This is a genomic window from Larkinella ripae, from assembly GCF_054780775.1.
Window position 1 is genome coordinate 884,814 of record NZ_BAAGVR010000001.1, and the last position, 25,871, is coordinate 910,684.

The following is a 25,871-nucleotide window of genomic DNA, read 5'->3' on the forward strand; positions in this document are numbered from 1 at the left end:
GGTTTTTACAAAAACCGGTCAGTCGTGCGGTTTTGCGGTGATCCACGCCAGCAACGCCCGATTGAACGCATCCGGTTCTTCGAACTGGGGCGTGTGCGCGCTTTCTTCAAAAATACGGATTGTCAAATCGTTGAACCGGGCCTGCACCTCCTCCCACAGAAAAGGCAGACCCGTGAGGTAATCATAGCGTCCGAGGGCCAGGAAAACCGGAATGTCGAGTTGAGCCAGCCCGGCGGTAATGTCAATATCCCGAAAGACCACTCCCCAGACGTGGTCGATCACCGGCATGTTCGTATAAACCCCCTCCCACAACGCCGTAGCGTCAAACCGGTAATCGAACCAGCTGGCGGGGCCCGCGCACAGACACAGCTGCACGAACCGCCGGTCGGGATCGGCGGCAAGGCGCTCCGGCAGTTGGGCCATGCTCTGCTCGAAGGCGGTTTTGCGTTCCGGCGTAGCTTCTTTTGCAAAATACGCCCAGCGGGCCTGCGTCGTGGCCGCGCTGTAATCCGGACTCGCCCCGATCATCACGATCTGCGAAACGTGCTGCGGGTATTTCTTGGCATATTCGAGCGCTAAAAAAGCGTGGCCCGAATGGCCGATCACGATAAACCGCTCCAGCATCAACGCCTTTCGAATGATTTCGATATCGTTCAGCAAAACCGCCAGCGAGAAATCGTCGTCCTGCCAAAGGCCGGCCGGGGCCGGAACAAATCCCCGGTGGTCGATAAAAATCAGCTGCAACTGCTGGCGAAGGTCGCCCAAAAAAGTTCGGGGATAGTACACCGCGCTGCCAATGACCAGCGCCGGAACGCCCGCTCCTTCGATGCGATAGTTTAACCTAAAACCCTGAATGTCAACACTCCCTTCATTTTTCATGTTGGCGTCCATCAAGTTGCATTTTATTTATAGTGATAATTTACGGTTGTGGTCGGCAACGGTTTCGTAGTCGTCACCTGCTGGGTTCTTCGGACGGGGTAGCCCTGCTCATTGTACCCGTACGTATTGCGTTCTTCCACCAGAACGGTGTTGTTGTCGGCGCTTTTTACGGTAATTTTTCCCGGATTATTCACCATCGTTCGCATCTGCGGAAGAAACGGATAATTAACTTCGGGAAGCTGCGGATTCTTTTTGTCATCATATCCTTCGTAGTACGTATTTTGCCAGGCTTTCGCAGCCGGGTCGCCCACCCGCCGGGTGAAGGACTGAACCCGTTGCACATTTCCGCGACCATCGTATTCATAGCGGGATTTCAGGTACGAAACCGGGTCGGAGGTCGGTTCGTAAGGATCATGAATCAGATCCAGCAGCTCAACGATCCGGCCCTCGGCATTAAAAAGATAGGTGTGGGTTATCACCAGCCGATTTCGGTGGTCATACTCCTCGGCCCGATCCAGCACCTTGCCTTCATAAAAGAACTTCACGTACGGTTTTCCGTTGCTGGAAATCTGACTCAGCCGCTGCTGATCGTCGTACTGAAATTCCGCATTCTGGCTATAAACCGTCGACGCACTATCGGTATAAATCCAGTACGACTGAAAATTAGCCAGTTGCCCCTGGGCGTTGTAGCCGAAATTCTGAAAACTTTTTTCACCCGACGTGATTTTCTGAAGCTGAAGCGTTTCCGGTTGCGGTTTGGGCTCCGGCTGGTGAGTGGTTTTGGAATCACAGGACCAGGTGAGCGCCCCCAGAGCCATCGCGCCCACGAAGAAAGCCGGCGAAAGAAGCCTTGAAAATACGGTTTTTTTCATGTTGCTAGTCATATGCCCGTTCATGGACCCCGGCAAAAAGAGCGCAACGCTGACCAGAAACCAGTCGTGTGTATCGCTTTTCCGGGACTTGTTTACAAAGGCAAAACTACGCGCAGTGACCTGACCGTCCAGACAGGTTTGTCATCAACGGCGGATTGGGCGGGCTGAACATGCAGAAATGACGCCTGAACAGTGGCGTGCACTGGCTCCCGAGGGCATCGGTTCCACCCGGTTTTCTCCCGAATGGCCGAATCAACGACCCCGGGTAACGGCTTACAGAGCGGTGCCTTCGATCAGCAAAACCCGCTCAATGGACTGGTTTTTCAGCTCCAGATAGTGCAGCCGCTGCGGGTCGTCGCGGTAGGCTTCAAAATCGGCCCGGGTCGCAAACGTCACCAGATGAATTTCGTAGGGATGACCCAGGGTGGTGGCCACCACCGAAGCTTCCGGCGGTCTGACCCGGTAGAGCAACTCGCCGTTGTGGTTTTGAAGCAAAGGCAGGACGTGGTCTTCGAAAGTATGGAATACGGTTTCCTGACCCGGTTTTATGAACAGAATTTGGGTGTAGTAAAGCATCGGTTTAGTCATTTTCAAGCTTTCTTGGCCGGATCGGCGGGTCAGGCTTTGCAACGGAGCCAGCCGGCCCCAATCAGCGCACTACTCAATCACCCGAAACAGCCGGTTCCAGCGGATTTTGGCCCAGGCCGTCGCGGGGGTGGGGTCAATGGACATCCAGACAAAAACCGCCTTGCCCACAATGTGGTCCTTCGGCACGAAGCCCCAGTAGCGCGAGTCGTCGGAATTGTGCCGGTTGTCGCCCATCATGAAGTAATAATCCTGTTCGAAGGTGTACGAGCTAAGCGGTTTTCCGTCGACGGTAACGCCCGTCGGCGTAACGACGACGTTTTCGTTGCCGTCGTAGCGGCTGATGACCTGCCCGTACAGCGCAACGGTTTTCGCGTTGATCGGAATCGTCATCCCTGCTTTCGGGATGGTGAGCGGGCCAAAATTGTCGCGGTTCCAGGCTTGGGCGGCCCCGCCGTAAATACCGGGTTCTGCTTGTCCGGCGGGCTCCGTCAGCCGTTCGACGGATTGCACCCAGTCGAGTTCCCGGATCTTCGCGATGGTTTCGGCCGTGGTTGTCACCTGATAACCCACCAGCGCCGGCGCCGGATTCGCTTCGCTGGCGGCTTCAACCGGTTGCCAGTTGACGAAGGGCCCTTCCGCCGATACGTAATCGTTGACGATGTTGTATTTCCGGAAAAACCGCTCGTTCAGCACCTCCGTCGTCCGAATAAAATACGTGGTTTGCGAGCGGGCCGGGGCCGGAAACACCTGGCCGTTGATGTAGACCGTTTCCTGCCGGACTTCCAGTTTGTCGCCCGGAATGCCGATGCAGCGTTTGATCAGGTTGGTGCGTAAATCGACCGGATGATCGGGCTCGCCGGGTTTCGGGGGCGGAAAGTTGAACACCACCACATCACCGTTTTTCACCTGCGTAAAACCGGGTAGCCGAAACGACGGCAGTTGAATCAGGTCGCTGTACGACGGGATTTTCGTCCCCCAGATGGTCTGGTGCGTGAGCGGCACCTGCAGCGGTGTTTTGGGCGTGCGAATGCCGTAATGCAATTTGCTGACAAACAGAAAATCGCCCACCATCAGGCTGTTTTCCATCGATGGCGTCGGAATGGCGTAGGCTTCAAACGTCAGAAACCGGATCAGCGTCGCGGCAATAACCGCAAACAGTAGGGAATCGAACCACTCCCGCAGGAAGGATTTTTTAGGTTTGGCAGTTGGGCTGCCGGTTGGCTGTTTGCGCATGACGATCAGGGATTGAAAACACGGTTCTGCCGGAAAACCGCAGCACCCGGTGTAAAATACGGCTCCGTCGTCCGGCCCGAACCGGATTTTATAGGAATGGTCTTTTCGTTTGCTGAATGGTTGGGGCCGGCTCAGAATTCGGGCAGCATCCACAGAATCAGCCCAACGTACCCGTACTCTTTCAGTTCCCGGAGGGTGCGCCAGAGCAGGTTGGCCACGCCCTGCCGGCTGAGCGCCATTCGTTCGGCAATCGCCTGATTATCGGGTTTCCGTAAAACCGCAGGTAGATGATTTCCTGCTGGCGCCGGGACCGTTTGGGACTGAGCCGTTGCAGTTTGCGGACGTAATACGGACTGGATTCGTCTTCGATGCGGACCGTTTCGGTGGGCAGGCCCCCATCAGATTGGACTCGAAAAGAAGTTTTTTTCTAAAATTGAACAGAATCCGGGGTATTAAAATCCGAATGGATTCTTTTACCGGGAGAAGCGGTTTTCGTGCGTTGTGAACCGATGGCCCCTTCGCCACCGGAATACGGATGGAGCGGCTCGAATCCGTTTCAATCCGTCCCAACCGCGTTCTCAACCAAAATCGTAGATCACTTCCGCATGCAGTATCCGACGCGCAGTACCTCTTTCTTTCTCTTGTTTTTGATTTTGTTCAGCGCCGGTTTAACGGCCCAGACGCCCGATTCGTTGCAGGTCCGGTCGCCCAACGGGCGGCTCCGGTTTGCGTTTTCGATCCGGGCGGAGGGCGTGCCGACTTACGAGATTCAGGACCGCGACCGGCCCGTTATTCTGCCTTCGTCCCTCGGTCTGAGTCCCAATCCGAACAGCTGGTCGCCAAACTGGGATCGGAACCTTCGGGTTGTTTCCGTCAGCCGCAGCCGCAGGGACACCACCTGGAAACCGGTTTGGGGAGAACGCTCGATTATTCCCGACCGGTTCAACGAACTGGTCATCACCCTGCGGCACGAAGCGGCCGACCGGGGGGCGTTGCAGGTCGTAGTGCGGGCCTACGACGAAGGGGTCGCTTTCCGGTATTTTTTCCCGGAAAACATGCGAACGCAGATTCTGGACATTGGGCAGGAACAAACGCATTTTGCGCTGCCGCCCGGCACCAAAGCCTATTTTACCGACCACGCGCAGGGGAGTTACGAAGAGCGGACGCCCGAAAACTGGACCCGGGATGCGGAACTGCCCGTCACGCTGAAACTGAACAACGGGTCGTGGGCCTGCATCGCCCAGGCCGGGCAGACCAATTATCCCCGCATCCGGCTGCATACGGCCACCAGCGGCCAGCTGGTGAGTCGGCTGTTTGGCCCGGTCACCGAAACCTCGCCCTATGCGCTGCCCTGGCGGGTGGTGCTGGTCGGCGAGCGGCCGGGCGAACTGCTGGAACATAATTACCTGATCCAGAACCTCAATCCGCCAACTCCGCTGAAAGATGTGAGCTGGATTCAGCCGGGGAAAGTGATGCGGGAAGTGACGCTTTCGACCAGCGGGACCAAAAAGCTGGTTGACTTTGCCGTTGAGCAAAACATTGACTACATCCACTTTGATGCGGGCTGGTACGGGCACGAATACGAAATTGCTTCCGATGCCACCACGGTTTCGGTCGATCCCCGGCGCAATCCGAAAGGCGACCTGGAATTACCCGAAGCGATCCGGTACGCCCGCTCCAAAGGCAGAAAGGTGATTCTGTACGTCAACCACCGGGCGCTCGAACGGCAACTGGACACCTTGTTTCCGCTGTTCAAAAGCTGGGGCGTCAGTGGCGTCAAGTTTGGATTTGTCCATACCGGCTCCCACCACTGGACGGTCTGGGTGCACGAAGCCGTCCGAAAAGCCGCCCAGCACCAACTGGTGGTAGACATTCACGATGAATACAGCCCGACCGGTTTTAGCCGGACCTTTCCGAACCTGCTGACCCAGGAAGGCATCCGGGGCAATGAAGAATTTCCGAATGCCACGCACAACACCGTCCTGCCGTTCACCCGGTTTGTGGCCGGAGCCGCCGACTACACTTTTTGCTTCAACGAAGCCCGGCTGAAAAACACGAAAGGCCACCAGCTGGCCCTGCCGGTGATTTATTTCAGTCCGCTGCAATACCTCTACTGGTACGGTAAACCAGAACATTATCCGGATCGGGCCGAAATTGCGTTCTGGAAAACCCTGCCGACGGTCTGGGACGATACGAAAGTGGTGGAAGGCAGCCCCGGCCAATGGGTGTCGGTGGCCCGGCGAAAAGGTCCCGACTGGTACCTGGGCACGATCACCAACACGGAAGCCCGGGCGGTTTCGCTGCCGCTGGCGTTTCTGGAACCGGGAAAAACCTATACCGCCGAATGCCACGAAGATGACGGAACGGGCAAAATCCGAAAAACCGTCCGAAAAGTGACGGCCCGGGATCAGTTCCCCATCAAACTGCTGGCCTCCGGCGGTCAGGCGGTTTTTCTGAAAATGCTGAAGTAAGACGGGCGGTCCTGCCTTACTTCAGCATTCATAACTCAGCATTCATAATTGATCACGCATCACTCATTCCGAGCGCAGGGAGCGAACGGGGTTCATCAGGGCGGCTTTGATGGACTGGAACGACACCGTGGCGAAGGCAATCAGGAGCGCGATCACGGCCGTGAGCACAAACACCCAGGGGCTGATGCTCGTCCGGTAGACGAATCCTTCCAGCCATTTGTTCATCGCCCACCAGGCCAGGGGCGACGCCAGCAGCAGCGCGATCAGGACCAGTTTCAGCAAATCTTTGGAGAGCAACGCGACCAGTCCCGGCGTGGTGGCGCCCAGCACCTTACGAATGCCGATTTCTTTGGTGCGCTGCTCGGCGATAAACATCGACAAACCAAACAACCCCAGGCAGGAAATCAGGATCGCGATGCCGGCAAAAATGCCGAAAAGCGTCTGCTGCGTTTGCTCCGTGGTGTATAAGCGACCAAACCGCTGATCCAGAAATTCGTAAAAGAAAGGCCGGGCCGGAAACCGCCGTTTCCAGATGGATTCAATGTGAGCCAGGCTGTTTTGTAAACCGGCTCCCCCCGCAACGTGCACCGAAATCCAGTTGTGCCGGCCCGGTTCAAGGAACATGGCAATGGGCGGAATCGACTGTTTCAGGGATTCAAAATGAAAATCTTTGGTGACGCCGATGATTTGTCCGCGCCGTTGGCCGTACCCAAACGCTTTCCCGATGGCCTGCGTGGGATCCTTCCACCCCAGCATCCGGGCTGCGGTTTCGTTCAGCACAAAAGCCGCCGTATCGTCCGTAGCGTACGAGCGGGAGAAATTACGCCCGGCTGCCATTTTCATGTCGTAGGTCGGGATGAAGTCATGGTCGATCGTCAACGCTTTCAGAATCACCTTGGTAGGCGCCATGCTGTCGCCCTTGGCGACGTACGCATCCCAGGAGTCCAGCAACCGCCCCGAGGGCACCCGCGACGATTGCCCCACGGCCAGAACGGCGCTGTTGCGCTTGAGTTCCTGTTTCAGGGCTTCGTAATCAACCGTCGAATCCTCGACCGACCGCAGCAGCACGATCTGGTCTTTCTGGTAGCCCAGCTTGTAGTTCCGGATGTAGGCCATCTGGCTGTAGACAACCACCGTGCTGATGATCAGCACCACGGCAATGGTAAACTGGGTGACAACCAGCCCCTGCCGGAGCCGCCCGGTCCGCAGGGCCGACGCGATTTTCCCTTTCAACACGCTAACGGGTTGAAACGAGGTCAGGAAGAACGCCGGATAGCTTCCGGACACCAGCCCGGTTAGCAGCGTAATGCCCACCACAATACTGAGGAAAACCGGGTTGATTAACTGGTTTATCGTCAGGGCCTTCTGGGTAAAATTATTCAGGAAGGGCAGGCACAGGATCACCAGCCCCACGGCCAGGCTCAGGGCAAAAACCACCAGCAAAATGGATTCACTCAGAAACTGCCCAATCAGTTGCGCCCGGTGAGCGCCCACCACCTTCCGCATCCCGACTTCCTTGGCCCGCAGGGCGGAGCGCGCCGTGGCCAGGTTCATGTAGTTGATGCAGGCAATCAGGAGGATAAACAGCCCAATGGCCGAAAACAGATACACGTACCGGACATCTCCGGCGGCCTCCAGCCCATCGTCCGTATCCGAACGCAGGTGAATATCGGTCAGTTTTTGCAGACCCAGCACCGAATACGTTGATGCTTTGGGTTCGACGCGCCGGTTTTGAAAAGCCGGAAACGCCTTCACCAGTTTTTCCGGATCGGCCCCTTTGGCCAGCAGAACGTACGTCAGAAAGGAGTTGTTGCTCCAATTCGTACGCAGCCCTTCGGCGCCGTACAACCGGTTGTCGTTCAGGGTATTGAAGGAGATCAGAATGTCGGGGTGGATGTGGGATTGGGCCGGCAGGGGTTCAAACACGCCCGTTACCATCAGCTCATACTGTCCTTCACCCCGCAGGCTTTTTCCCATCGGGTTTTCTTTTCCGAAGTATTTTTCGGCCACCGGCCGCGACAGCATGATCGAAAACGGCTGCACCAGCGCCTGAACCGGATTCCCGCTGACAACCTTGAAATCCAGCACCTTGAAGATATTTTCTTCGGCAAACAGAACCCGGTTTTCGTTGTAGGTATGTTCGCCGTATTTCAGCACCGCGCTCGAATTGAGCGTCCGGACTACCTGCTCGGCTTCCGGAAAATCCTGCTTGATCAGCGGCCCGAAGGGGGGAGCCACGGTGCCTAGTTTCAGTTCAACCGTTCCGTCGTTGGAATTCAGAAAGGTCCGCAACACCCGGTAGGTTCGGTCCGCTTTGGTATGAAAGCGGTCGTAACTGATTTCGTCGCGCACGTAGAGGGCAATCAGCAGAAAACACGCCAGCCCGATGGCAACCCCGATGATGTTGATAAAGCCGAAGGTTTTGTGTTTCAGCAGGTTTCGAAAGGCGATTTTCAGGTAATTCCGTAGCATACAGTTCGTCGTTCACTGTCCAGTCAAGGTACGGTTTTTAGACGATCAAACAATATACCATAATTACTAATTGACTGATTAACAGCCGAATCAGCTAGTTTTTGATCATTCATTTGTCCGCAAACGGACGGCCTTTCGTTCGCAGCCGGACAAGGTAGAGAAGGTTATTACGCAGCGTTAATCCGAGCACATCAGAGTTGAGCGGAGAACCTCTGATAAACGCTGTGTTCCAGCGCCCCTCATTCACTTCTCAAACTCTTCACCGGATCTGTCAAAGCGGCTTTGGCACCTTGAAACGAAACCGTCACCATCGTGATTCCGACGGCCAAAAAACCGGCCAGCGCAACCATCCACCACTCAATATCAATGCGGTAGGCGAAGTTCTGCAACCAGCGGTTCATGGCCCAGGCCGCCAGGGGCGAGGCAATCAGCATCGCCAGCAGCACCGGTTTCAGAAAGCTTTTTGCCAGCAGGGTGATGATGCTCAAAACCGACGCGCCCAGCACCTTCCGAACGCCGATCTCCCGGGTGCGCTGCCGGGCGGCAAGTTTGGTTAGGCCGAACACCCCAAGTCCGCAGATCAGCATCGCCAGCCCCGTTTCGTACCCCACAATCTGCTGCCATTTCTGCTCCAGTGCATACCCTTTGGCGTTCGACTGGTCCAGAAAATCGTAGTCCATCTCCATCCTGAGAAACGCTTTCCCGAAGGCCTTCTTCAACCCCGCGATCGCTTCCTCCTGCCGGTTTTTGTCAATTTTCACCAAAACCCCACTGGATTGATCGTTCCGCATGAACAGGGCCATCGGCGGAACGCGCTCCCGCAACGATCGGGCGTGAAAATCGTTGGTGACCCCGACGATGATCAGGGACTTCTGGTGATAATTCTCGTGCAGCCGGATCATTTTTCCGATGGGCTTCGTCAACCCGGCGGTTTTCACAAACGTTTCATTGACCAGTACCGCGCCGGTTTTATCAGACCCGAAAGAAGATGAAAAATTACGCCCGGCCCGGAGCCGAATGCCCAAAACCGGCAGGTAGTGCTCGTCAATGTACTGATAGTTGCTTTCAATTTTGCGGTCGCCCACGCGCGTCCCGTACGTTCCACCCCCTAAATCCCCATGGAATGAAATTTCCCGGATCGACGGTTCATTCGCCAGTTCGGCCCGCAGAAACGCCTGAGCGGCTTTCAGGTCATCGCTGTAGGGAATGTAGGTGGTAATCACCTGGTCCGGATTGTAGCCCAAATCTTTAGTGCGCACATACTTCATCTGGTAGTAAAAAACCGTGGTGGCAATCATCAGAAAAACCGACAGGGCAAACTGAATCATCACCAGCGTTTGCCCGAACCCGTTCCGGCCCGAGCGTTGCGGTTTGCGGTATAAAACTTCGGTTGGCCTGAAAGCAGACAGCACCAAAGCCGGATAAAAACCGGTCAGTATCACATTGACGATCAGCAATATCATTAGATAGACGAGCAACTCGCCGTCCAGTATTTCACTGAACACAATCGCTTTTTCGGCCAACTGATTAAAAACCGGCAGGCTCAGTTGAGCGATCAGAATGGCCAGCCCAAAAGCAAGTAAACACAGGATCGCCGATTCGCCCATGAATTGCACAATTAGCATTCGCTGGCTGCTCCCCGTCACTTTCCGAACCCCGATTTCCTTGGTTCGTTTCAGCGAACTGGCCAGGCTGATGTTGATAAAATTGATGGACGCCATCAGCAGAATGAAGGCCGAAATGCCGAGAAACAGGTACGAAAAAACCGGGTTGCTGCCGTTGATGACGCCCCCTTCGCGGTTGCCTTCGCGCCGGTATAAGGGATTCAGGTGAATGTCGGTCATGGGCTGTAAACCGTAGCGGATCGAAGGATCAAACCCGTAATTTTTCCGGTTTTCGGCCACCTGCTGCCGGGCGTGAACGGCGTAGACCCGACCGAATTTCCGAACAACGGTTTTCGCGTCCGCTTGTGGATGCAACACCACAAACGTGCTCAGGTACGAGTTCAGCCAGGCGGTATCGTCAAATGAAGCTTTCATGAACTGAAACGGAAACAGCAGATCGAATTGCAGCGAAGAGTTTTTGGGCGGGTCCTGCACCACTCCGGTGATGATGGAAGCCCCCAACCGCCGACCCGAAGGCCCGTCTTCGAGCAGCGTTTTGCCGATCACATCAAGGCTGTTAAACAATTTCCGCGCCGTCCGTTCGGTCACGACGACCGTTCCGGCGCCCCGCAGGGCGGTTTTAGGATTTCCGCTCAGGAGCCTGAACGAAAACACGTTGAAGAACGTCGAATCGACAAAGAAGGGTTGCAAAATGAACGCTTTCTGGTCAACCACAAACATTCCCTGGATGTCGCCCCCCATCACCCGCACGTAATCCCGGACTTCCGGCACCTCGGCTTTGAACGCGGGCCCCTGCACCTGCCCCGTCCCGCCGTTGGTTTCGGCCTGCCCGCCCTTGCTTTCGGTCAGCGTCGTCGTGATGCGGTACAGGTGCGGATTTCGTTCGTGAAACCGGTCAAAACTCCGTTCATCCTTGATGTACAGGATCGCCAGCACTACGCTGGCAATGCCGACCGCCAGCCCCAGCCCATTGATGGCCGAATACAGGCGGTTTTGCCACAGGTGCCGCAACGCGATTTTAAAATAGTTTTGAAGCATAATCGCACGAACGGTTAGTCCGCGTAAGCCTGGGTTTGAGAACCTGTGATCAATGGCAGCTTAAAGCGCGTTTGTACTGATTTCCAGCCGGTAGCCAACACCGTGAACCGCCGAAATCCGCAGACCCGGATCCCCCTGAAGCAGTTTGCGCAGGCGCGACACAAACACGTCGGCGCTCCGTCCGACAATGATGCCTTCGTCCTCCCAAACCGATTTGAGAATAAAATCACGCTCCAGCAACTGGTTCGGATGCTCGACGAAAAGGCGCAGGAGCTTGGTTTCGCGGTACGTCAGCTTGTGCTGGTTGGGTCCCGAATAAAGAAGCTGGTTGGCGACATCCAGACTGGACGTACCGAAGGAAAGCCGTTCCGACTGCGGCAAGTGGACTGCTCCCCCGGCCGGTTCCTCCACCGGTTTTAGCGTGCGCCGGACGACAAAAATCAGGCCCGCGACCAGGCTGCCGACGGCCACCAGCCACCAGACAACGACCGGCTGCGATCCGGCTTCCGGCGCGGAAAACCGTACCTGCAGGGTGTAGCAGCCTTTTTCCTGCTCGCGATTCACACAGGCAACCCCGCCTTTTTCCCTCAGGTCCAGAAAGGTGTAGCCCAGTTGCAGCTCGCCTTTGGCACAATCCCGAACCGCCACATCATAGCCGGTTTTGATGCCGTGAACGTCCAGGGATTTTTGCAACAAACCCGGTAATTGGCCGTACTGAAAGGAGCGGTTGAAGCGGACCAGAAACGTATGGGCATCGGTTTGCTGCACCGGCGGTATTTTCGACGTGGAATCGCCCACCGCCACCAGCAGCTGGTGGGCGGTTCGGCGGAGGGCAAGATTGACTTTTTCCGCAAAAACCGAATCATCAACCGGCGTCGAGCGAACGGCAAACTGCACAAAGAGCAGCGCGATCAGCAGAACCGCGACCACGGCAAGGAGTGGCGTCGTTTTTTTCATATCCCTTTCGTTTTATCCCGAAAAACCGGATCGGTCTTCAATTTCGCCAATTCTTCACAGTTCGTCAAGCGTCTCCCGGGTCAGGCAGTCCGATTGGGTCCGGCCTTTTCCCCGTTGCGCGCAAAAACCGCTTATGGCGCAGCGCTGGCGGCCTAACAACCGTCGCCTTTTCGGCCCATGGGGTTCGGAAGGAACCAGAAAAGTTTCAACCGGATGACGCGCCTGGCTACCGCGTCTTCTTTCCGGAGGGGTTCAATCACCAGTTCGTCGCCGGCCCGGGCTCCGCTCATGACTTCCGCCAGATTGACGTCAACCGCGCCCCGGCACATACCCGACCCATCCGGACCCACATTGACCCCTTCGCGCCGGAGGTAAACCCGGATGGGTATTTTGACGGCATCGGGTTCACTGGGGTCACCCGCAACGACCGATAATTTCCCCCGGCTCTGGATCGAAAACCAGGTATAATCCAGCGGAAACCCGTCGACCAGCAAGGGATTTCCGTAGAAAACCCTCTTTTCCTCTTCACCGGTCAGCCCGCGGTTCAGCGTTGCGACCCGGTTTTCTGAACGCTCCTTCGGCGTACTCTGGCCCGACAAGCCCAGCAGCAGGGAACAAATTGCGACGATTGAAATCCTGATTGTTGACATGATGACAGTCCTGTTTAAATGAGCACAGGTCAAAGGTATCCGTTGCCGTAAACCCCGCCGAAAATCACCGGTAAAAGATTGTAAAGGAATTGTAAAAGCTTTGTATGAAGCCCGTGCAGGCGGTTTTTCAGCGAATTGACCAAACCCCTGGCTCTTTGCAAATCCTTCCGGGGCCATCCCCGATCCCGGCAAAATGGGCGTATTCAGAACAACATCCGCTAGTTTAAAAATTTTAATATATTTCAGGCGCCTTTTTGCAAAATCGCCCAACTAAATACTAATTTAAGCACCAGATGAGAAATTAAATACTTTCGTATGACTATTTCGCCAAATTATTGACGTTTTCACACCTTCCATTCCATAACCAATTACCATTTCTAACTCCATCACGTTCCATGCAAAAACCAGTACGCTTTCCAAACTACCCGTCCCTCAAAAGGCGCGGGCTAGCCGGTTTAACGGTTTTATCATTCGCTACTTGTCTGGCGTTTTTCCCCTCCCCGATTCCGGTTTACGGAAAACCGGGAACGGGCGACGTGACGGCCCCGCTGGCAAAAGACATCACCGGGACCGTCAAAGACGCAAACGGTGCCGGATTAGCGGGCGTCAACGTCTTGATCAAAGGCTCTACCCGGGGCACGACCACCAACAGCGAAGGCAAGTACGCCCTGAGCGTCGACAACAGCGCGACGGTTTTGATCTTTTCGTTCATTGGCTCGTTGACGCAGGAAATCACGGTCGGCGACCGCTCGGTGATCGACATCACCCTGCTGGAAGATTCGAAGCAGCTGAATGAGGTTGTCGTGACGGCCCTCGGAATCGAGCGGAACGCCAAAACGCTGACGTATGCCACGCAGCAGATCGACGGAAAAAAGCTGGTGGATGTTCGGGATGCCAACTTCGTCAATACACTGTCGGGTAAAGTGGCCGGGATGGTGGTAACGCAGGGGGCTTCGGGACCGGGTTCGGCCACGCGGGTCGTGCTGCGCGGCAACCGCTCCATTACCGGAAACAACAACGCCCTGTTCGTGATCGACGGCGTTCCGGTCGACAACACGGTGCGCGGTCAGGTGACCGGTGATTTCGGTGGCATCAACGGCAGCGACGGGGCCAACAACATCAACCCCGACGACATCGAGTCGATGAACGTGCTGAAAGGGCCGGCGGCTTCGGCGCTGTATGGTTCGCGCGCGGCCAATGGCGTGGTGATGATCACGACGAAAAAAGGAAAAGCCGGAAAAGTGGCGGTGGATGTGAACTCCGGGGTGCAGATGGAATCGCCGTTTATGCTGCCGCAACTGCAAAATACGTACGGACAGGGCGCGGGCGGCAAATCCAGCGAAAATGCCGCCGGGAGCTGGGGAGCCGCCACCGCCACCTATCCCGACAACGTAAAGGACTTTTTCCGGAATGCCGTTTCGACCAACAATTCCGTGGGTATTGCGGCCGGGACCGACAAAATCCAGACCTACGCTTCCTACACCAACAACTACAACCAGGGGATTCTGCCCAACAACGAACTGATGCGGCACACGCTGAACCTGCGCATCACCTCGCAGATCTCAAAGCGGTTTTCGACCGACGCCAAGATCACGTACGTCAACCAGAAAATTGACAACAAACCGCGCTCGGGGGAGGAAAGCTCGATCACGATGAACCTCTACAAAGTGCCGCGCAGCGTGGATCTGAACGGGAAATACAGCGCGTTTGAAGACGCCACCGGCAAACCGACCTACTGGACCAGCTCCGGAATTTACATGAACCCCTACTGGACGCTGAACCGCACGTTCGCGCTCGAAAAACGAAACCGGGTCATTGCGCTGGGATCGGCCAAATACGAAATCACCGACTGGCTGAACATCCAGGGGCGGCTCAGCTACGACTGGTACGCCGACCGCTACAACTTCGGATATTACAACAACACGCTGCTGTTTGCCGCAGCGGGCGGTTCGTATCAGGATTACACGGGCGACCAGCTGGAGCGCAACATGGACGTGATTATTTCCGGGAACAACGCTTTCGGAAAAGATTTGGCCATTACTTACAACGTCGGGGCCGGTTCCACCTTCAACCGCTACTCGCAGGTGGGGGGCAGCAGCAACGGCGGGCTGTCGGTGGCCAACCGCTTTGACCTGTCGTTTGCCAAAGCGATTACCCACAACAGTGCGTTCAGCCAGAAAGAACTGCAATACGCGTTTGGAACGGCTTCGGTTTCGTTCCGCGACTTCCTGACCGTCGATGCGTCGGTGCGGAATGACTGGTCGTCGACGCTGCCAAAACCGTATTCCTACATTTATTCATCGTTCGGGGCCAACCTGATTCTGTCGGAAGCCGTGCGGCTGCCCACCTGGATCAGCTTCGCCAAAATCCGGGGTTCGTGGGCGCAGGTGGGGAACGATGCCGCCCCCTACAGCCTGTTGCAGACGTATGCCTTCTCGCAGGGTGGAACGGGCGGTTTTATCTCGCGCAGTACGCAGCGCCCCGCCGAATTTCTGAAACCGGAAATTTCGTCCTCGACCGAATTCGGAGCCGATCTCCGTTTCCTGGGCGGCCGGCTAGGGATCGACTTTACCTATTACAACAGCAACACCGTCAACCAGTTGCTGTCGCTGGGTCTGGCACCGGCCTCCGGTTTTGCCAGTCAGTTCGTCAATGCCGGAAAGATCAACAACAAAGGGTTTGAGCTGACGCTGACGGCTTCACCGCTGAAGGGCAGTCGCTTCACCTGGGATGCGTCGCTCAACCTGGCCCGCAACGTCAACACGATTGTCGAGCTGCACCCCAACATCAAAACGGCCACGCTGGGCGGCAACACCCGGACCACAACGGCGGTTGTGACGGAAGGCGGTTCGTACGGCGATTTGCAGGCCTATACCTGGGCCAAAGATGCGCAGGGCCGTTTGCTGGTGAATGCCAACGGTTTGCCGGTGGTGAGCGCGTTCCAGACCATCGGCAATTACAACCCCAAACTGACGCTCGGGTTCAACAACACGTTCGCCTATAAAAACATTGTGCTGAGCTTCCTGGTCGACGGCCGGGTGGGCGGCATTATGGTGTCGGGAACCGACGGCAACCTGGCCTACGACGGAAACGCCGAGTATACGCTCGAACACCGCGAAGGCGGTTGGGTGCTGCCGGGCGTAACCGCAACGGGCGAAACCAACACCAAAGCCGTGACGGCGGAGCAATTCTGGCAAACCGTCTCGCAGGGCCGCTATACCTGGGGCGATTTCTTCGCGTATTCGACCACCAACATCCGCCTGCGGGAACTGTCGCTGGGGTACAACCTACCGTTCCCCTCGAATTTCTTTATCAAAAACGCCCGCTTGTCGCTCACGGCCCGCAACCTGTTTTTCCTGTACCGCGGCAAAGCCACAATGGACATTCCGGGCCTGAAAACCCGCAAGCTGCCGTTTGACCCGGATGTGAACCTGAGCGCGGCCAACTACCAGGGTTCTGAATACGGCGCCCTGCCCTCAACCCGCACCGTTGGTCTTAACTTAAAATTAGGATTCTAAAGTACCTCACCGGAAACCAACGCCATGTTGGAATCAAACACTACGATTGAACAAACCATGAAACGAGTCATCAATACATTTTTTCGCCGGTCGGTGGTCGGCCTTATCGCCGGTTCGGCCGGAATCTGGGGCGGTTGCACGAGCGATTTTGACGAAATCAACACCAGCAAAACCGCCATCACGACCCTGACAGCCACGGAATTGCCGTACCTGTTTTCGCGGGCCCAGCAACAGGCGTCGTATGCCGCCGGTACGTACCAGACCGCCCAGAACCTCTTTGCGGATTTGTACGCCCAGTATTTTGCCACCACAACGCCCAACTTTCAGTCGGACCGGTATTTCATGCACCCCACCTGGATCAACTCCCACTGGAATCCGATCTACACGCAGGTGGTGCCGCAGCTGAAAACGCTGTTTGAACAAACCGACAAGGCGTCGTCGCAGTACGCGCTGGCCAACATCTGGTGGGTTTTTGCGTTCCACCGCCTGACGGATTACTACGGTCCGGTGCCGTATTTCGACGCCGGGATTCCGGCCAACAGCGTTAAGTACGACGCTCAGGACAAAATCTACGACGACTTTTTTAAGCGGCTGGCCGAAGCCACAACGGTTTTGAAAGGAAAAACGGCCGAAAAACCGTATGGCACCTACGACATCATCTACGCGGGGGATGTGAACAAGTGGATCAAGTTTGCCAACACGCTGCGCCTGCGGCTGGCCCTGCGAATTTCGAAAGTGGATCCGGCCCGGGCCAAAACCGAAGCTGAAGCCGCCATTGCGGGCGGTTTGCTGACCGACGTTGGCGACAACGCCTACATGGTGAAAAGCCTCGACGGGGGCGACAACAACGGTCTGGCGACGATTTCCGGCTGGGGCGAGTTTCGGATGAGTGCGGCAATGGAGTCGGTGATGAAAGGCTTTGAAGATCCGCGCATTGGAATTTATTACCAGCCCGCCTTCAACACCAAAACCTACGAAGGACTGCGCAACGGCCTGGGACCCACGGAACTGATCGAACCGCTGAACACCAACGACAACAATTCCAACATCGGAGCGCTCTGGATTCGGAACACCGGAGCCGGTTCGGCCTGGGATCGGCAGCTGGCCGTCCGGCAGGACATTATGCACACCGCCGAAGCGTACTTCCTGGTAGCCGAAGCCGCCCTCAACGGCTGGAACGTCGGTGGTACGACCGCGCAACAGGCGTACGAAAAAGGGATCAAGGCATCGATGGATGGTTGGGGCATCAGCAACGCGCTGACGGAGGCTTATATTGCCAGCACCAAAACGCCGGTGGCTCCGCAGGACCAGCAGAAATCACCCGCCTTATCGACCATTACCGTAAAATGGGGTGCAACGGCCGCCGTTCAGCGGGAACAGATCGGCACCCAGAAGTGGCTGGCCATCTACCCCGACGGCATCGAAGCCTGGGCGGAAGTTCGCCGGACCCGGTTTCCCAGGCTCTACCCGGTCGTCAATTCCGTCAATACGGATGTACCGACGACGGCGGCCCCCCGCCGGATTCCGTTCCTGCTGCTGGAACAGCAATCCAACACCGAAGCCGTTAAAGCAGCCGCAGCCCTGCTGAACGGTCCCGACAAAGCCTCGACACCGTTGTGGTGGGATAAAAATTAACGGTTAAAAAGGAGCAAAGGGAGGAGAGGAAGAAAGGAGGAAGGATCAAAAACATTCTCCTCTTTTCCTCTCCTCTTTGCTCCTTTCAAGATTCTACCAACAGCTTCCGTTGTTTCACCAAATCCTCCCGTTTTACAAACGTGATCGGGACAAACTGGTCGGTGGGCGAGCCGATGTAGTAGAGCGTCCAGTCCTGATCGTAACCGGCCAGCATTTGCCGGATGCAATCCACGCGGTCGATGGTGGGAATGTTGCAGTCTTCCCAGTAGAACAACTCGACGCGGTAATGCAGGGCCTGTTTCTGGCCGTTGATCGTGACTTCTATTTCGATGTCCTGTTTTCCGGGCATCGTCGGAATGGGAATAGCGATATGAGCCATAATTATCGGAGATTGGAGTTAATTGCTTTTGCGAGGAGAAGAAAGGGATGAGGAGAGGCATAAACTTTTGCTTCCGTTCCTCCCTTTCACCTTTATTCCGTTTTTAAACTTTTTACCGGATTCATCAGGGCCGCTTTGATGCTCTGAAAACTCACCGTAATGAACGCGATGACAATGGCGGCCGCGGCTCCGGCGGCAAAAATCCACCATTCAATGTCAATCTTGTACGCAAAATCCTCCAGCCATTTGTCGGTGAAATACCAGGCAATGGGCGAAGCAATCAGAATGGCGATCAGAACGAGTTTCAGGAAATCTTTGGTCAGCAACCCCACCAGGCTGAGAACCGTCGCGCCCAGCACTTTCCGGACGCCGACTTCCTTGATGCGCTGGTAGGCGATCAGCGTCGAAAGCCCGAACAAGCCCAGGCAACCGATGACGACGGCCACGGCGGTGGCCAGGTTGATGACCCGGACCATGTTGCGCTCGCGGGTGTAAATCTCCTCCAGCGAGCTGTCGTAAAATTTATACTCGAACGCTTCGGTGGGGTAAAAAGCCTTCCAGGTTTTTTCAACCCGGCTGATGGCGGCCTGCCACTGTTCGGGGTTCGACGAATGAAGTTTGATGTTGAACGTCGTCAAGTTGTCTTTCTGGCTCATCAGCAAAACCGGCTCGATTTTCCGGTAAAAATTCCCGATGTGAAAATCCCGGACCACCCCGACGATTGGCATCGGCTTTCCGTCGAGCCGCCGGAGAAACTTGCCAATGGCGTTCTGGGGTGACGAAAAACCGAACTCGCGCAGGGCGGTTTCGTTGATAACGTACTCCCTGACCGTGTCGGAAGCCAGCAGATTGCGCCCCGCCAGCAACGGAATTTTATAAACGGAAAGCAGGGTGGTATCGACGAATTTGAGGTTGACGCTCCGTTCGGTGATGTCGCCCTTTTTGTTTACATACTGAAAGCTGTTGCTGCTGAACGAGTTGCTCATCGGCGGACTGCCCAGCGCGACGCGCGCAATACCGGGCTGTTTCGCCAGCTCCTGCTGCATCGTAAAGGGGCGGTTTTTGTAGGCAGGATTGTCCCTGAACTTCCAGGGCACCCCAACCAGCACCACCGCTTCCCGGTCGAAGCCCAGGTCCTTGTGCAGCAGGTAATGCAGTTGCCGCCCCACCAGCATCGTGCCGACAATGAAAAGCTGCGCCACCACAAACTGGAACACAATCAGGCCTTTGCGCAGGGTCAGCCGGTTTTTGCCCACCTGCACCGTGGCCTGCCCGCGCATGATGCTCACGGCCTGTACGCGGGTGATCAGCCAGCCGGGATACCAACCGGACAAAACCGTAACCGCCAGCACCAGCCCCAGCAGAAAAACCGCAATCTGCCCGTAATTGATGTGCTGATCCAGCCCTTCAGGAATCAATTCCTGAAAAGCCGTTAGGGCCCAGTACGACAGGCCGTACGACAGGCCGACGGCCAGGGTGGTGATGGCGAGCGTTTCGCCCAGAAACTGCCGGATCAAATGCCAGCGCGAACTGCCGAGCGTTTTGCGAATCCCGATTTCCTTGGCGCGTTGCGGCACCTGCGCCGTGGTCAGGTTGATGTAGTTGATGCAGGCCAGTACCAGCAGAAAAACCGCAATGCCCATCAAACCGTAGAGCACATTCCGGTCGGCTTTCCGCATGTTTTCGCCGTATTCCGTCGCAAAATGCACGTCCGGCATCGGCACCAGCGCGTGCCAGCGTTTGAAGTGGTATTTCTTCATGTCTTCCGCACCGTTCCGGAGCGAAATGGCGTTGATCTGCTTTAAAACCGGGTCGGTAAAGCCGTTCTCCGCCAGTTGAATATACAGTCCGTCATTGGAACTCACCCCGCCCCAGCGGGTGCTGTAATCCTCGTGGGTCGGCATCGGGAAAAACTCCTGCGCCTGAAAACTGCTCGGAAAATCCAGATCCGCCACGACACCCGCCACCCGAACGGCCACCGTATCGTCGTACAGGAGGGTTTTGCCCAGCACCTTCGCGGCTTCCAGATCCGGAAAATACTGCTTCGCCCGGCTCTGCGTGAGCACAACGGTGTTCGGGGCCTCCAGGGCCGTAGCCGCACTGCCGGCCAGCCAGCGATACGGCACCAGTTCGAAATACTGACGGTTGGTGGTAATAAGCTTTTTCGGCTCCGAAAACAGGTCCTGACCGGTTTTGGCGCCCGGCACGCGCACACTCTGCTTCCAGTGATCCCAAACCGGCACGACCTTCTCCACCCCCGGAACGTCCCGCCGGATGGCTTCCGCCAGCGGTTTCGGAACACCCGCATTGGCGCCTTCGGTGTCATCATGCTTAAACCGGCTCACCACCTTGTAAATCCGGTCGCGGTTGGGCTGCTGCTGGTCAAAGCTAAACTCGTAGCTCACGATCCGGTAGATGACCCAGCAGCTGCTGATGCCGATGGCCAGCCCCACAACGTTCAGGACCGTAAACAAACGGTGCCGCCACAGGTGGCGAAGGGTGGTTTTGAGGTAGTTGCGAAACATAGGAAGAAAGGATTAAAGGAGGAGAGGAAAAGGGAGGAGAGGGAAAGGGTTGAATCTTTTTCTCCTCTCTTCCTTTACTCCGTTCTTAAGCTTTTTACGGGATTCGTCAGGGCGGCTTTGACGCTCTGGAAACTGACGGTGATCAGGGTTACGAAAACCGCCAGAGCGCCCGCCAGCGCAAACATCCACCATTCGATGTCGATTTTGTAGGCGAACTCCGACAGCCATTTGTTCATGGCCCACCACGCAATCGGCGAGGCAATGACGAGCGAAATCACGACCAGAATGATGAAGTCCCGCGAGACCAGGCCGACGATGCTGCCCACCGTGGCGCCCAGCACTTTCCGGATGCCGATTTCCTTGGTTTTCTGCTGCGTCACGAGCGACACCAGCCCGTAGAGGCCCAGGCACGAAATCAACACCGCCAGCCCGGCGAAGTAGCCGATCAGCTTGCTCAGCCGCTGTTCACTTTCGTACAAACGCGCCAGACTCTCGTCCAGAAACGCATAGGCGAAGCCTTTTTCCGGAAAAAACCGGTCCCACTCCTGCTGAATGAATTTGAGTGTTTCGGCCCGGTTTTCCGACTGAATTTTGATCGAGAACAACCGCAGCAACGGCTGGTCGATGGTCAGCAGCACGCTTTCGATGGGCCGTTGCAGCGACTGGTTGTGGAAATCCTTCAGAACGCCAATGATCCGGCCCTGTTTTCCTTCCATGTTGACGGCCTTCCCGATGGCTTCGGCGGCCGATTTCCAGCCCATTTGTTTCACGCCGGTTTCGTTGATCACAAACGCTTCGGCCTTGTCGGTCGGAAACGACTCCGAAAAATCACGGCCGGCCACAAATTTCAGCCCGTAGGTAGCGGCAAAGTTGTAATCGACGCCCATCGTTCCTATGAAAATATTCTCGTCCGGCGAATGCCCTTCGGCCACCACGTTCCGCCGAACCGATCCCGTACCCATTTGCTGGGTCGAGAGCGTCACCTGCCGGATGCCGGGATTCTTCAGCAGCATTTCCCGGAACGTCCGCAGGCGGTAATAGGCGCTGTCGGTGCGGTTGGCAAACACGTTGGTAATTTTCTCGTTGCGGGTATTGGCCGTAATGATGAAATCCTTTTCAAAGCCCAGCGGCCGGTTTTGCATGTAATTGAGTTGCCGGAAGGCCACCATCGCCCCGATGATCAGCGCAATCGACGCCACAAACTGCGCACCCAGCAGCACCTGCCGCAACCGCCCGCCTTTGGCTTTGCCGCTGACAAAACTGCCTTTCAGGGTTGCGATCGGTTGAAAACCGGAAACAAAAAACGCCGGATAGGTGCCGGACAGCAGACCGGTGACCAGCGCAATACCGACGAACGCCAGCACCAGCGCGCCATCGGTCAGAAAATACGAAATCGTCAGCTCCTTGCCGGTCAGGTTGTTTAAAACCGGAATCAGCGCGGCAATCAGGACAAACGAAATGGCCAGGGCAATGGCGCTCAGCAGCAGCGATTCGCCCAGAAACTGCGCAATCAACTGCTTCTTTTCGCTGCCCAGCACCTTCCGAATCCCGACTTCCTTGGCCCGTTTCAGCGAACGGGCTGTCGAAAGATTCACAAAATTGATGCAGGCAATCAGCAGCGTGATGCCCGCAATGCCGAGAAAAACGTAGATGTAGGTCATGCTGCCGGGCGCTTCCGGTGCACCCTGCGCCGGTGAACGCAGGTGAAAATCCTTCATCGGTTCGAGCTTGTACTCGATGTCTTTGGCAAACTGCTTGGGCGCGTAGGTCTGCAAAAACTTCGGAAACCGGGCGTTGACCGCTTCGGGCGACTGGCCGGGCCGCAGCAACACGTAGGTGTAACCGTGCGAGATGATCCAGTTTTGGGGCAGATTCTGCCGGACGGCCTCGCTTTCGGTCGCGTACATGGTCTCGTAATTCGACAGCAGATCGATGTGGAGGTGCGAGTTAGCGGGCAGTTTCTCAATCACCCCCGTCACCCGCAGCGGATGCCGGCCTTCGTACAGCAGCGTCTTGCCGATCGGGCTGGTTGGGCCGAAATATTTCGCGGCAATTTCGTCGGTAATCACCACCGTGAATTTGTCTTTCAGGGCCGTCCGCGGATCGCCCTGTAAAAACCGGAACGAGAAAATATCGAGCAGGGTGGAGTCAGCGAAGAAAAACCGCTCTTCATCGTATTTGACGGGTTGCGATTGCCGGTTTTCCTTCAGCTCGATGGTGGCACTGCTGTTGAAAATCCGGGCGGTTTTTTCGATTTCCGAGAAATTAGACGGCAAAACCGGCGACACGGTCGGGGGCGTCAGCGCGAGCGGCTGCTCCAGTCCGGCAAATTTGGGCAGGTACGTAACGCGGTAAATCCGCTCGAATTTCGACTGAAACGTGTCGTAACTGAGCTCATGCCGGACAAACAGCAGAATCAGGAAACAACACGTCAGCCCGACCGTCAGACCAATGATGTTGATGAGTGAAAAGGTCTTCTGCCGGAGCAGGTTTCGGTACGCGATTTTAAAGTAATTCTTTATCATACTCATAGGATAGGTTTGGAAATGACTCAACGGTCCTGGACCGGGATTCCCGGTTCAGAATTACTCCGATCGTAAGCTCTTGACCGGGTTCATCAGGGCCGCTTTGATGGCCTGAAAACTGACGGTCAATAAAGTAATCAGGGCCGCTCCCAAACCGGAGACGGCAAAAATCCACCAGGTAATATCGGTTCGGTAGGTGTACTGCTGCAGCCAGTCGCTCAGGAAATACCAGGCAATGGGCGAGGCAATCAGAAACGACACAATAACCAGCCGGACAAAATCTTTCGAGAGCAGGCCCCACAAACTGAATACCGACGCGCCCAGCACTTTCCGGACGCCGATTTCCTTCGTGCGCTGCTCGGCCACAAACGACGCCAGGCCGAACAACCCCAGGCAACTGATGAAAATGGCGAGCACGGCAAAAACCCGGGCCAGCTTCCCCACGCGCTCTTCCGTCCGGAATTTGGCGTCGTATTCGGCGTCGGCAAACCGGAAATCAAAGGGGCTGTCGGGATCGTATTTCCGGAAAACCGCTTCTACTTTTTTAAGGGCGTCCTCGACCGGAGTGGCCGGTTTCAGCTTGATGTTGAAGACGTTCGACCACCCATAATTCAGGACAAAAATCGTGGGCTTGAAGGGTGCGTACGGCGACTCCATCACCATGTCTTTCACCACCGCCACCACCCGGCACTGTTTTTCGTTGTAGCGAATAATTTTGCCCACCACATTCGTCAGCCCCGTCAGTTTCACGGCGGATTCGTTTAGAATCAAGGCGGTGGAGTCGGTGGAATAGTCACGGGAAAAATCGCGTCCCTCCTTGATTTGCCAGCCAATGGTTCTGCCAAAATCGTGGCTGCAACCCACCACCCCAAACAGCGGTTTTGCCTCCGGATCTTTCCCGTCCCACTCAAAGCCAATCTGATTGGACCAGACGCCGGTGGTCGGGCTCGACGACTGGCTCATTTCAAAAACCGCCCCCGATTTCAGCAGATCGTCGCGCAGCGCGTTGTATTTCCCGTACGTCGAGCTGCTGACGGAGATCTGAAGCAGGCCCGCCCGGTCGTAGCCGGTGGGGCGGTTTTTGGCGTACTGGATTTGCCGGAACACGATGATCGTGCCGATGATCAGCGTAATGGAAACCGTAAACTGGATGACCACCAGCACCTTCCGCGGAAGCGACGCCCAGCGCCCCACCTTGAAGGTTCCTTTCAGCACTTTCAGCGGGTTGAACGACGACAGGTAAAAAGCCGGGTAGCTGCCGGCCAAAAAACCGGTCAGCACCGAAAACGACACCAGCAATCCCCAAAAAACCGGGTGCTGATACGGGAAGCGGACCTGTTTTCCGGCCAGCTCGTTGAAGGGCGACAGGGAGATCAACACCATCAGAATCGCCAGCACCAGCGCAAAAAGAACCACCAGCAGGGATTCGCTCAGAAACTGGCTGATCAATTGCCGCCGTTGCGAACCGACGGCTTTGCGGATGCCCACTTCTTTGGCGCGTTTTTCGGAACGGGCCGTTGACAGGTTCATGAAATTGATGCAGGCCAGCAGCAGCACAAACAGGCCGATGATGCTGAACAACCAGACAAACTGGATGCCCCCGCCGATGTTTTTCCCTTCTTTAAAGTCGGAGTACAGGTGCCAGCGGCTCATCGGGTGCAGGAAGTGTTCGGGATTATCGTGGGCCGTCGAATGGGCTTTTTCCACATCCCGGATTTTGGCCGTAACCCCTTCCATCGTCGCCCGGTCCGCAATCTGGACGAAACACTGAAACGAGTGGTTATCCCATTGCTGCTGCGATTGTTTTACCCAATCCTCATCGGCCAGGTAATCGCTCCAGCTCAGGTAGAATTTAGCTGAATAAAAATCCGTATTGAACGGCAGGTCGGCAAAAACACCCGTCACCTTGAGGTTGTTTTTGGCATCCATTTTCAGGATTTTGTTCATCGGGTCGGCAGCGCCAAACAGGGATTTAGCCACCGACTCCGACAGCAGAATAGACCGGGGTTCTTTCAGTGCCGTAGCCGCGCTTCCCCGGAGCATCTTCAACGAAAGCATTTCCGGGAAGGTCGGCTCCACAAACATGCCTTCCTGGTTGATTTTCTTCTCGCCGTTCACCAGCAGATGGCCGTAATTCCAGGATGCCAGCGACACGTATTTGAAATTCGACGCGTATTTGGTTTTGATTTCGGTGGCCGACGGAATGGAAACCGCCCGGCTGCTGCCCGTGGTGCCGTTGAACGTCTGGTTGATGTAAAGCTGCGCCAGCCGGTCGTAATTCCGGTGGAATTGATTGAACGACAGTTCGTCGTAAATCCACAACCCGATCATCATGGCCACGGCCATTCCCACGGCCAGACCCAGGATGTTGATCAGCGAGAAAACCTTATTTTTAGCCAGGTTCCGGAGCGCTATTTTGACGTAATTACGGAGCATAATTGGTGGAAAGACACAGGTAGCTTTTTAGCCCGCCCAAACCGCATACCAGTTTTTCAACCCATTGA

Annotated in this window: 15 protein-coding genes; 3 read left to right on the top strand and 12 right to left on the bottom strand. The window is 56.0% G+C overall.

Annotated elements, in window-relative coordinates:
* Positions 1-18: 18 nt before the first annotated feature.
* The 4 genes from ACYVHX_RS03600 to lepB all read right to left on the bottom strand — a co-directional run bounded on the left by ACYVHX_RS03600 (position 19) and on the right by lepB (position 3,572).
* Positions 19-879, bottom strand: a complete 861-nt coding sequence (locus ACYVHX_RS03600; RefSeq protein ID WP_460670224.1) for an alpha/beta fold hydrolase — start codon at positions 877-879, stop codon at positions 19-21.
* A 23-nt stretch (positions 880-902) separates the two neighbouring features.
* Positions 903-1,751, bottom strand: a complete 849-nt coding sequence (locus ACYVHX_RS03605) for a hypothetical protein (protein ID WP_460670225.1) — start codon at positions 1,749-1,751, stop codon at positions 903-905.
* A 273-nt stretch (positions 1,752-2,024) separates the two neighbouring features.
* Positions 2,025-2,327, bottom strand: coding sequence for a DUF1330 domain-containing protein (locus ACYVHX_RS03610; RefSeq protein ID WP_460670226.1), 303 nt, complete (start codon positions 2,325-2,327; stop codon positions 2,025-2,027).
* 81 nt (positions 2,328-2,408) lie between these two features.
* The gene (gene lepB, locus ACYVHX_RS03615; protein ID WP_460670227.1) at positions 2,409-3,572 is read right to left on the bottom strand and encodes a signal peptidase I; all 1,164 of its coding nucleotides are present in this window, start codon (positions 3,570-3,572) and stop codon (positions 2,409-2,411) included.
* Between the two features lie 509 nt (positions 3,573-4,081).
* Here lepB and ACYVHX_RS03620 point away from each other — a divergent pair.
* On the top strand, positions 4,082-6,043 hold the full coding sequence (locus tag ACYVHX_RS03620; protein WP_460670228.1) for a glycoside hydrolase family 97 protein: 1,962 nt from the start codon (positions 4,082-4,084) through the stop codon (positions 6,041-6,043).
* 63 nt (positions 6,044-6,106) lie between these two features.
* On the opposite strand, the gene ACYVHX_RS03625 is transcribed toward ACYVHX_RS03620, so the two are convergent.
* The 4 genes from ACYVHX_RS03625 to ACYVHX_RS03640 form a co-directional block, all read right to left on the bottom strand.
* Positions 6,107-8,515 (bottom strand): ABC transporter permease, encoded by a 2,409-nt coding sequence (locus ACYVHX_RS03625; RefSeq protein WP_460670229.1) that lies wholly within the window; start codon positions 8,513-8,515, stop codon positions 6,107-6,109.
* A 239-nt stretch (positions 8,516-8,754) separates the two neighbouring features.
* Positions 8,755-11,178, bottom strand: coding sequence for an ABC transporter permease (locus ACYVHX_RS03630; protein ID WP_460670230.1), 2,424 nt, complete (start codon positions 11,176-11,178; stop codon positions 8,755-8,757).
* Positions 11,179-11,238: 60 nt separating this feature from the next.
* On the bottom strand, positions 11,239-12,135 hold the full coding sequence (locus ACYVHX_RS03635) for a winged helix-turn-helix domain-containing protein (RefSeq protein ID WP_460670231.1): 897 nt from the start codon (positions 12,133-12,135) through the stop codon (positions 11,239-11,241).
* Positions 12,136-12,287: 152 nt separating this feature from the next.
* Positions 12,288-12,785: a hypothetical protein gene (locus tag ACYVHX_RS03640; protein WP_460670232.1), complete on the bottom strand. Its 498-nt coding sequence runs from the start codon at positions 12,783-12,785 to the stop codon at positions 12,288-12,290.
* A 395-nt stretch (positions 12,786-13,180) separates the two neighbouring features.
* On the opposite strand from ACYVHX_RS03640, the gene ACYVHX_RS03645 reads away from it, so the two are divergent.
* Both ACYVHX_RS03645 and ACYVHX_RS03650 read left to right on the top strand, forming a co-directional pair.
* Positions 13,181-16,303, top strand: coding sequence for a SusC/RagA family TonB-linked outer membrane protein (locus ACYVHX_RS03645; protein ID WP_460670233.1), 3,123 nt, complete (start codon positions 13,181-13,183; stop codon positions 16,301-16,303).
* 57 nt (positions 16,304-16,360) lie between these two features.
* Positions 16,361-17,938 carry a SusD/RagB family nutrient-binding outer membrane lipoprotein gene (locus ACYVHX_RS03650; RefSeq protein ID WP_460670234.1) on the top strand — a complete coding sequence of 526 codons (1,578 nt, stop codon included), beginning with the start codon at positions 16,361-16,363 and terminating at the stop codon, positions 17,936-17,938.
* Positions 17,939-18,023: 85 nt separating this feature from the next.
* On the opposite strand, the gene ACYVHX_RS03655 is transcribed toward ACYVHX_RS03650, so the two are convergent.
* The 4 genes from ACYVHX_RS03655 to ACYVHX_RS03670 form a co-directional block, all read right to left on the bottom strand.
* A complete protein-coding gene (locus ACYVHX_RS03655) occupies positions 18,024-18,317 on the bottom strand; it encodes a hypothetical protein (RefSeq protein ID WP_460670235.1) in 294 nt (97 codons plus the stop codon).
* A 92-nt stretch (positions 18,318-18,409) separates the two neighbouring features.
* Entirely contained in the window at positions 18,410-20,842 is a 2,433-nt protein-coding gene (locus ACYVHX_RS03660) for an ABC transporter permease (protein ID WP_460670236.1), read from the bottom strand.
* Positions 20,843-20,916: 74 nt separating this feature from the next.
* A complete protein-coding gene (locus ACYVHX_RS03665) occupies positions 20,917-23,367 on the bottom strand; it encodes an ABC transporter permease (RefSeq protein ID WP_460670237.1) in 2,451 nt (816 codons plus the stop codon).
* A 60-nt stretch (positions 23,368-23,427) separates the two neighbouring features.
* Positions 23,428-25,803, bottom strand: coding sequence for an ABC transporter permease (locus ACYVHX_RS03670; RefSeq protein WP_460670238.1), 2,376 nt, complete (start codon positions 25,801-25,803; stop codon positions 23,428-23,430).
* Between the last annotated feature and the right edge of the window lie 68 nt (positions 25,804-25,871).

What these genes read in the sequence shown, in the direction of transcription:
- ACYVHX_RS03600 (WP_460670224.1), bottom strand. Translation starts at nt 879, where the DNA reads ATGAAAAATGAAGGGAGTGTTGACATTCAGGGTTTTAGGTTAAACTAT.
- ACYVHX_RS03605 (WP_460670225.1), bottom strand. Translation starts at nt 1,751, where the DNA reads ATGAAAAAAACCGTATTTTCAAGGCTTCTTTCGCCGGCTTTCTTCGTG.
- ACYVHX_RS03610 (WP_460670226.1), bottom strand. Translation starts at nt 2,327, where the DNA reads ATGCTTTACTACACCCAAATTCTGTTCATAAAACCGGGTCAGGAAACC.
- lepB (WP_460670227.1), bottom strand. Translation starts at nt 3,572, where the DNA reads ATGCGCAAACAGCCAACCGGCAGCCCAACTGCCAAACCTAAAAAATCC.
- ACYVHX_RS03620 (WP_460670228.1), top strand. Translation starts at nt 4,082, where the DNA reads ATGGCCCCTTCGCCACCGGAATACGGATGGAGCGGCTCGAATCCGTTT.
- ACYVHX_RS03625 (WP_460670229.1), bottom strand. Translation starts at nt 8,515, where the DNA reads ATGCTACGGAATTACCTGAAAATCGCCTTTCGAAACCTGCTGAAACAC.
- ACYVHX_RS03630 (WP_460670230.1), bottom strand. Translation starts at nt 11,178, where the DNA reads ATGCTTCAAAACTATTTTAAAATCGCGTTGCGGCACCTGTGGCAAAAC.
- ACYVHX_RS03635 (WP_460670231.1), bottom strand. Translation starts at nt 12,135, where the DNA reads ATGAAAAAAACGACGCCACTCCTTGCCGTGGTCGCGGTTCTGCTGATC.
- ACYVHX_RS03640 (WP_460670232.1), bottom strand. Translation starts at nt 12,785, where the DNA reads ATGTCAACAATCAGGATTTCAATCGTCGCAATTTGTTCCCTGCTGCTG.
- ACYVHX_RS03645 (WP_460670233.1), top strand. Translation starts at nt 13,181, where the DNA reads ATGCAAAAACCAGTACGCTTTCCAAACTACCCGTCCCTCAAAAGGCGC.
- ACYVHX_RS03650 (WP_460670234.1), top strand. Translation starts at nt 16,361, where the DNA reads ATGAAACGAGTCATCAATACATTTTTTCGCCGGTCGGTGGTCGGCCTT.
- ACYVHX_RS03655 (WP_460670235.1), bottom strand. Translation starts at nt 18,317, where the DNA reads ATGGCTCATATCGCTATTCCCATTCCGACGATGCCCGGAAAACAGGAC.
- ACYVHX_RS03660 (WP_460670236.1), bottom strand. Translation starts at nt 20,842, where the DNA reads ATGTTTCGCAACTACCTCAAAACCACCCTTCGCCACCTGTGGCGGCAC.
- ACYVHX_RS03665 (WP_460670237.1), bottom strand. Translation starts at nt 23,367, where the DNA reads ATGATAAAGAATTACTTTAAAATCGCGTACCGAAACCTGCTCCGGCAG.
- ACYVHX_RS03670 (WP_460670238.1), bottom strand. Translation starts at nt 25,803, where the DNA reads ATGCTCCGTAATTACGTCAAAATAGCGCTCCGGAACCTGGCTAAAAAT.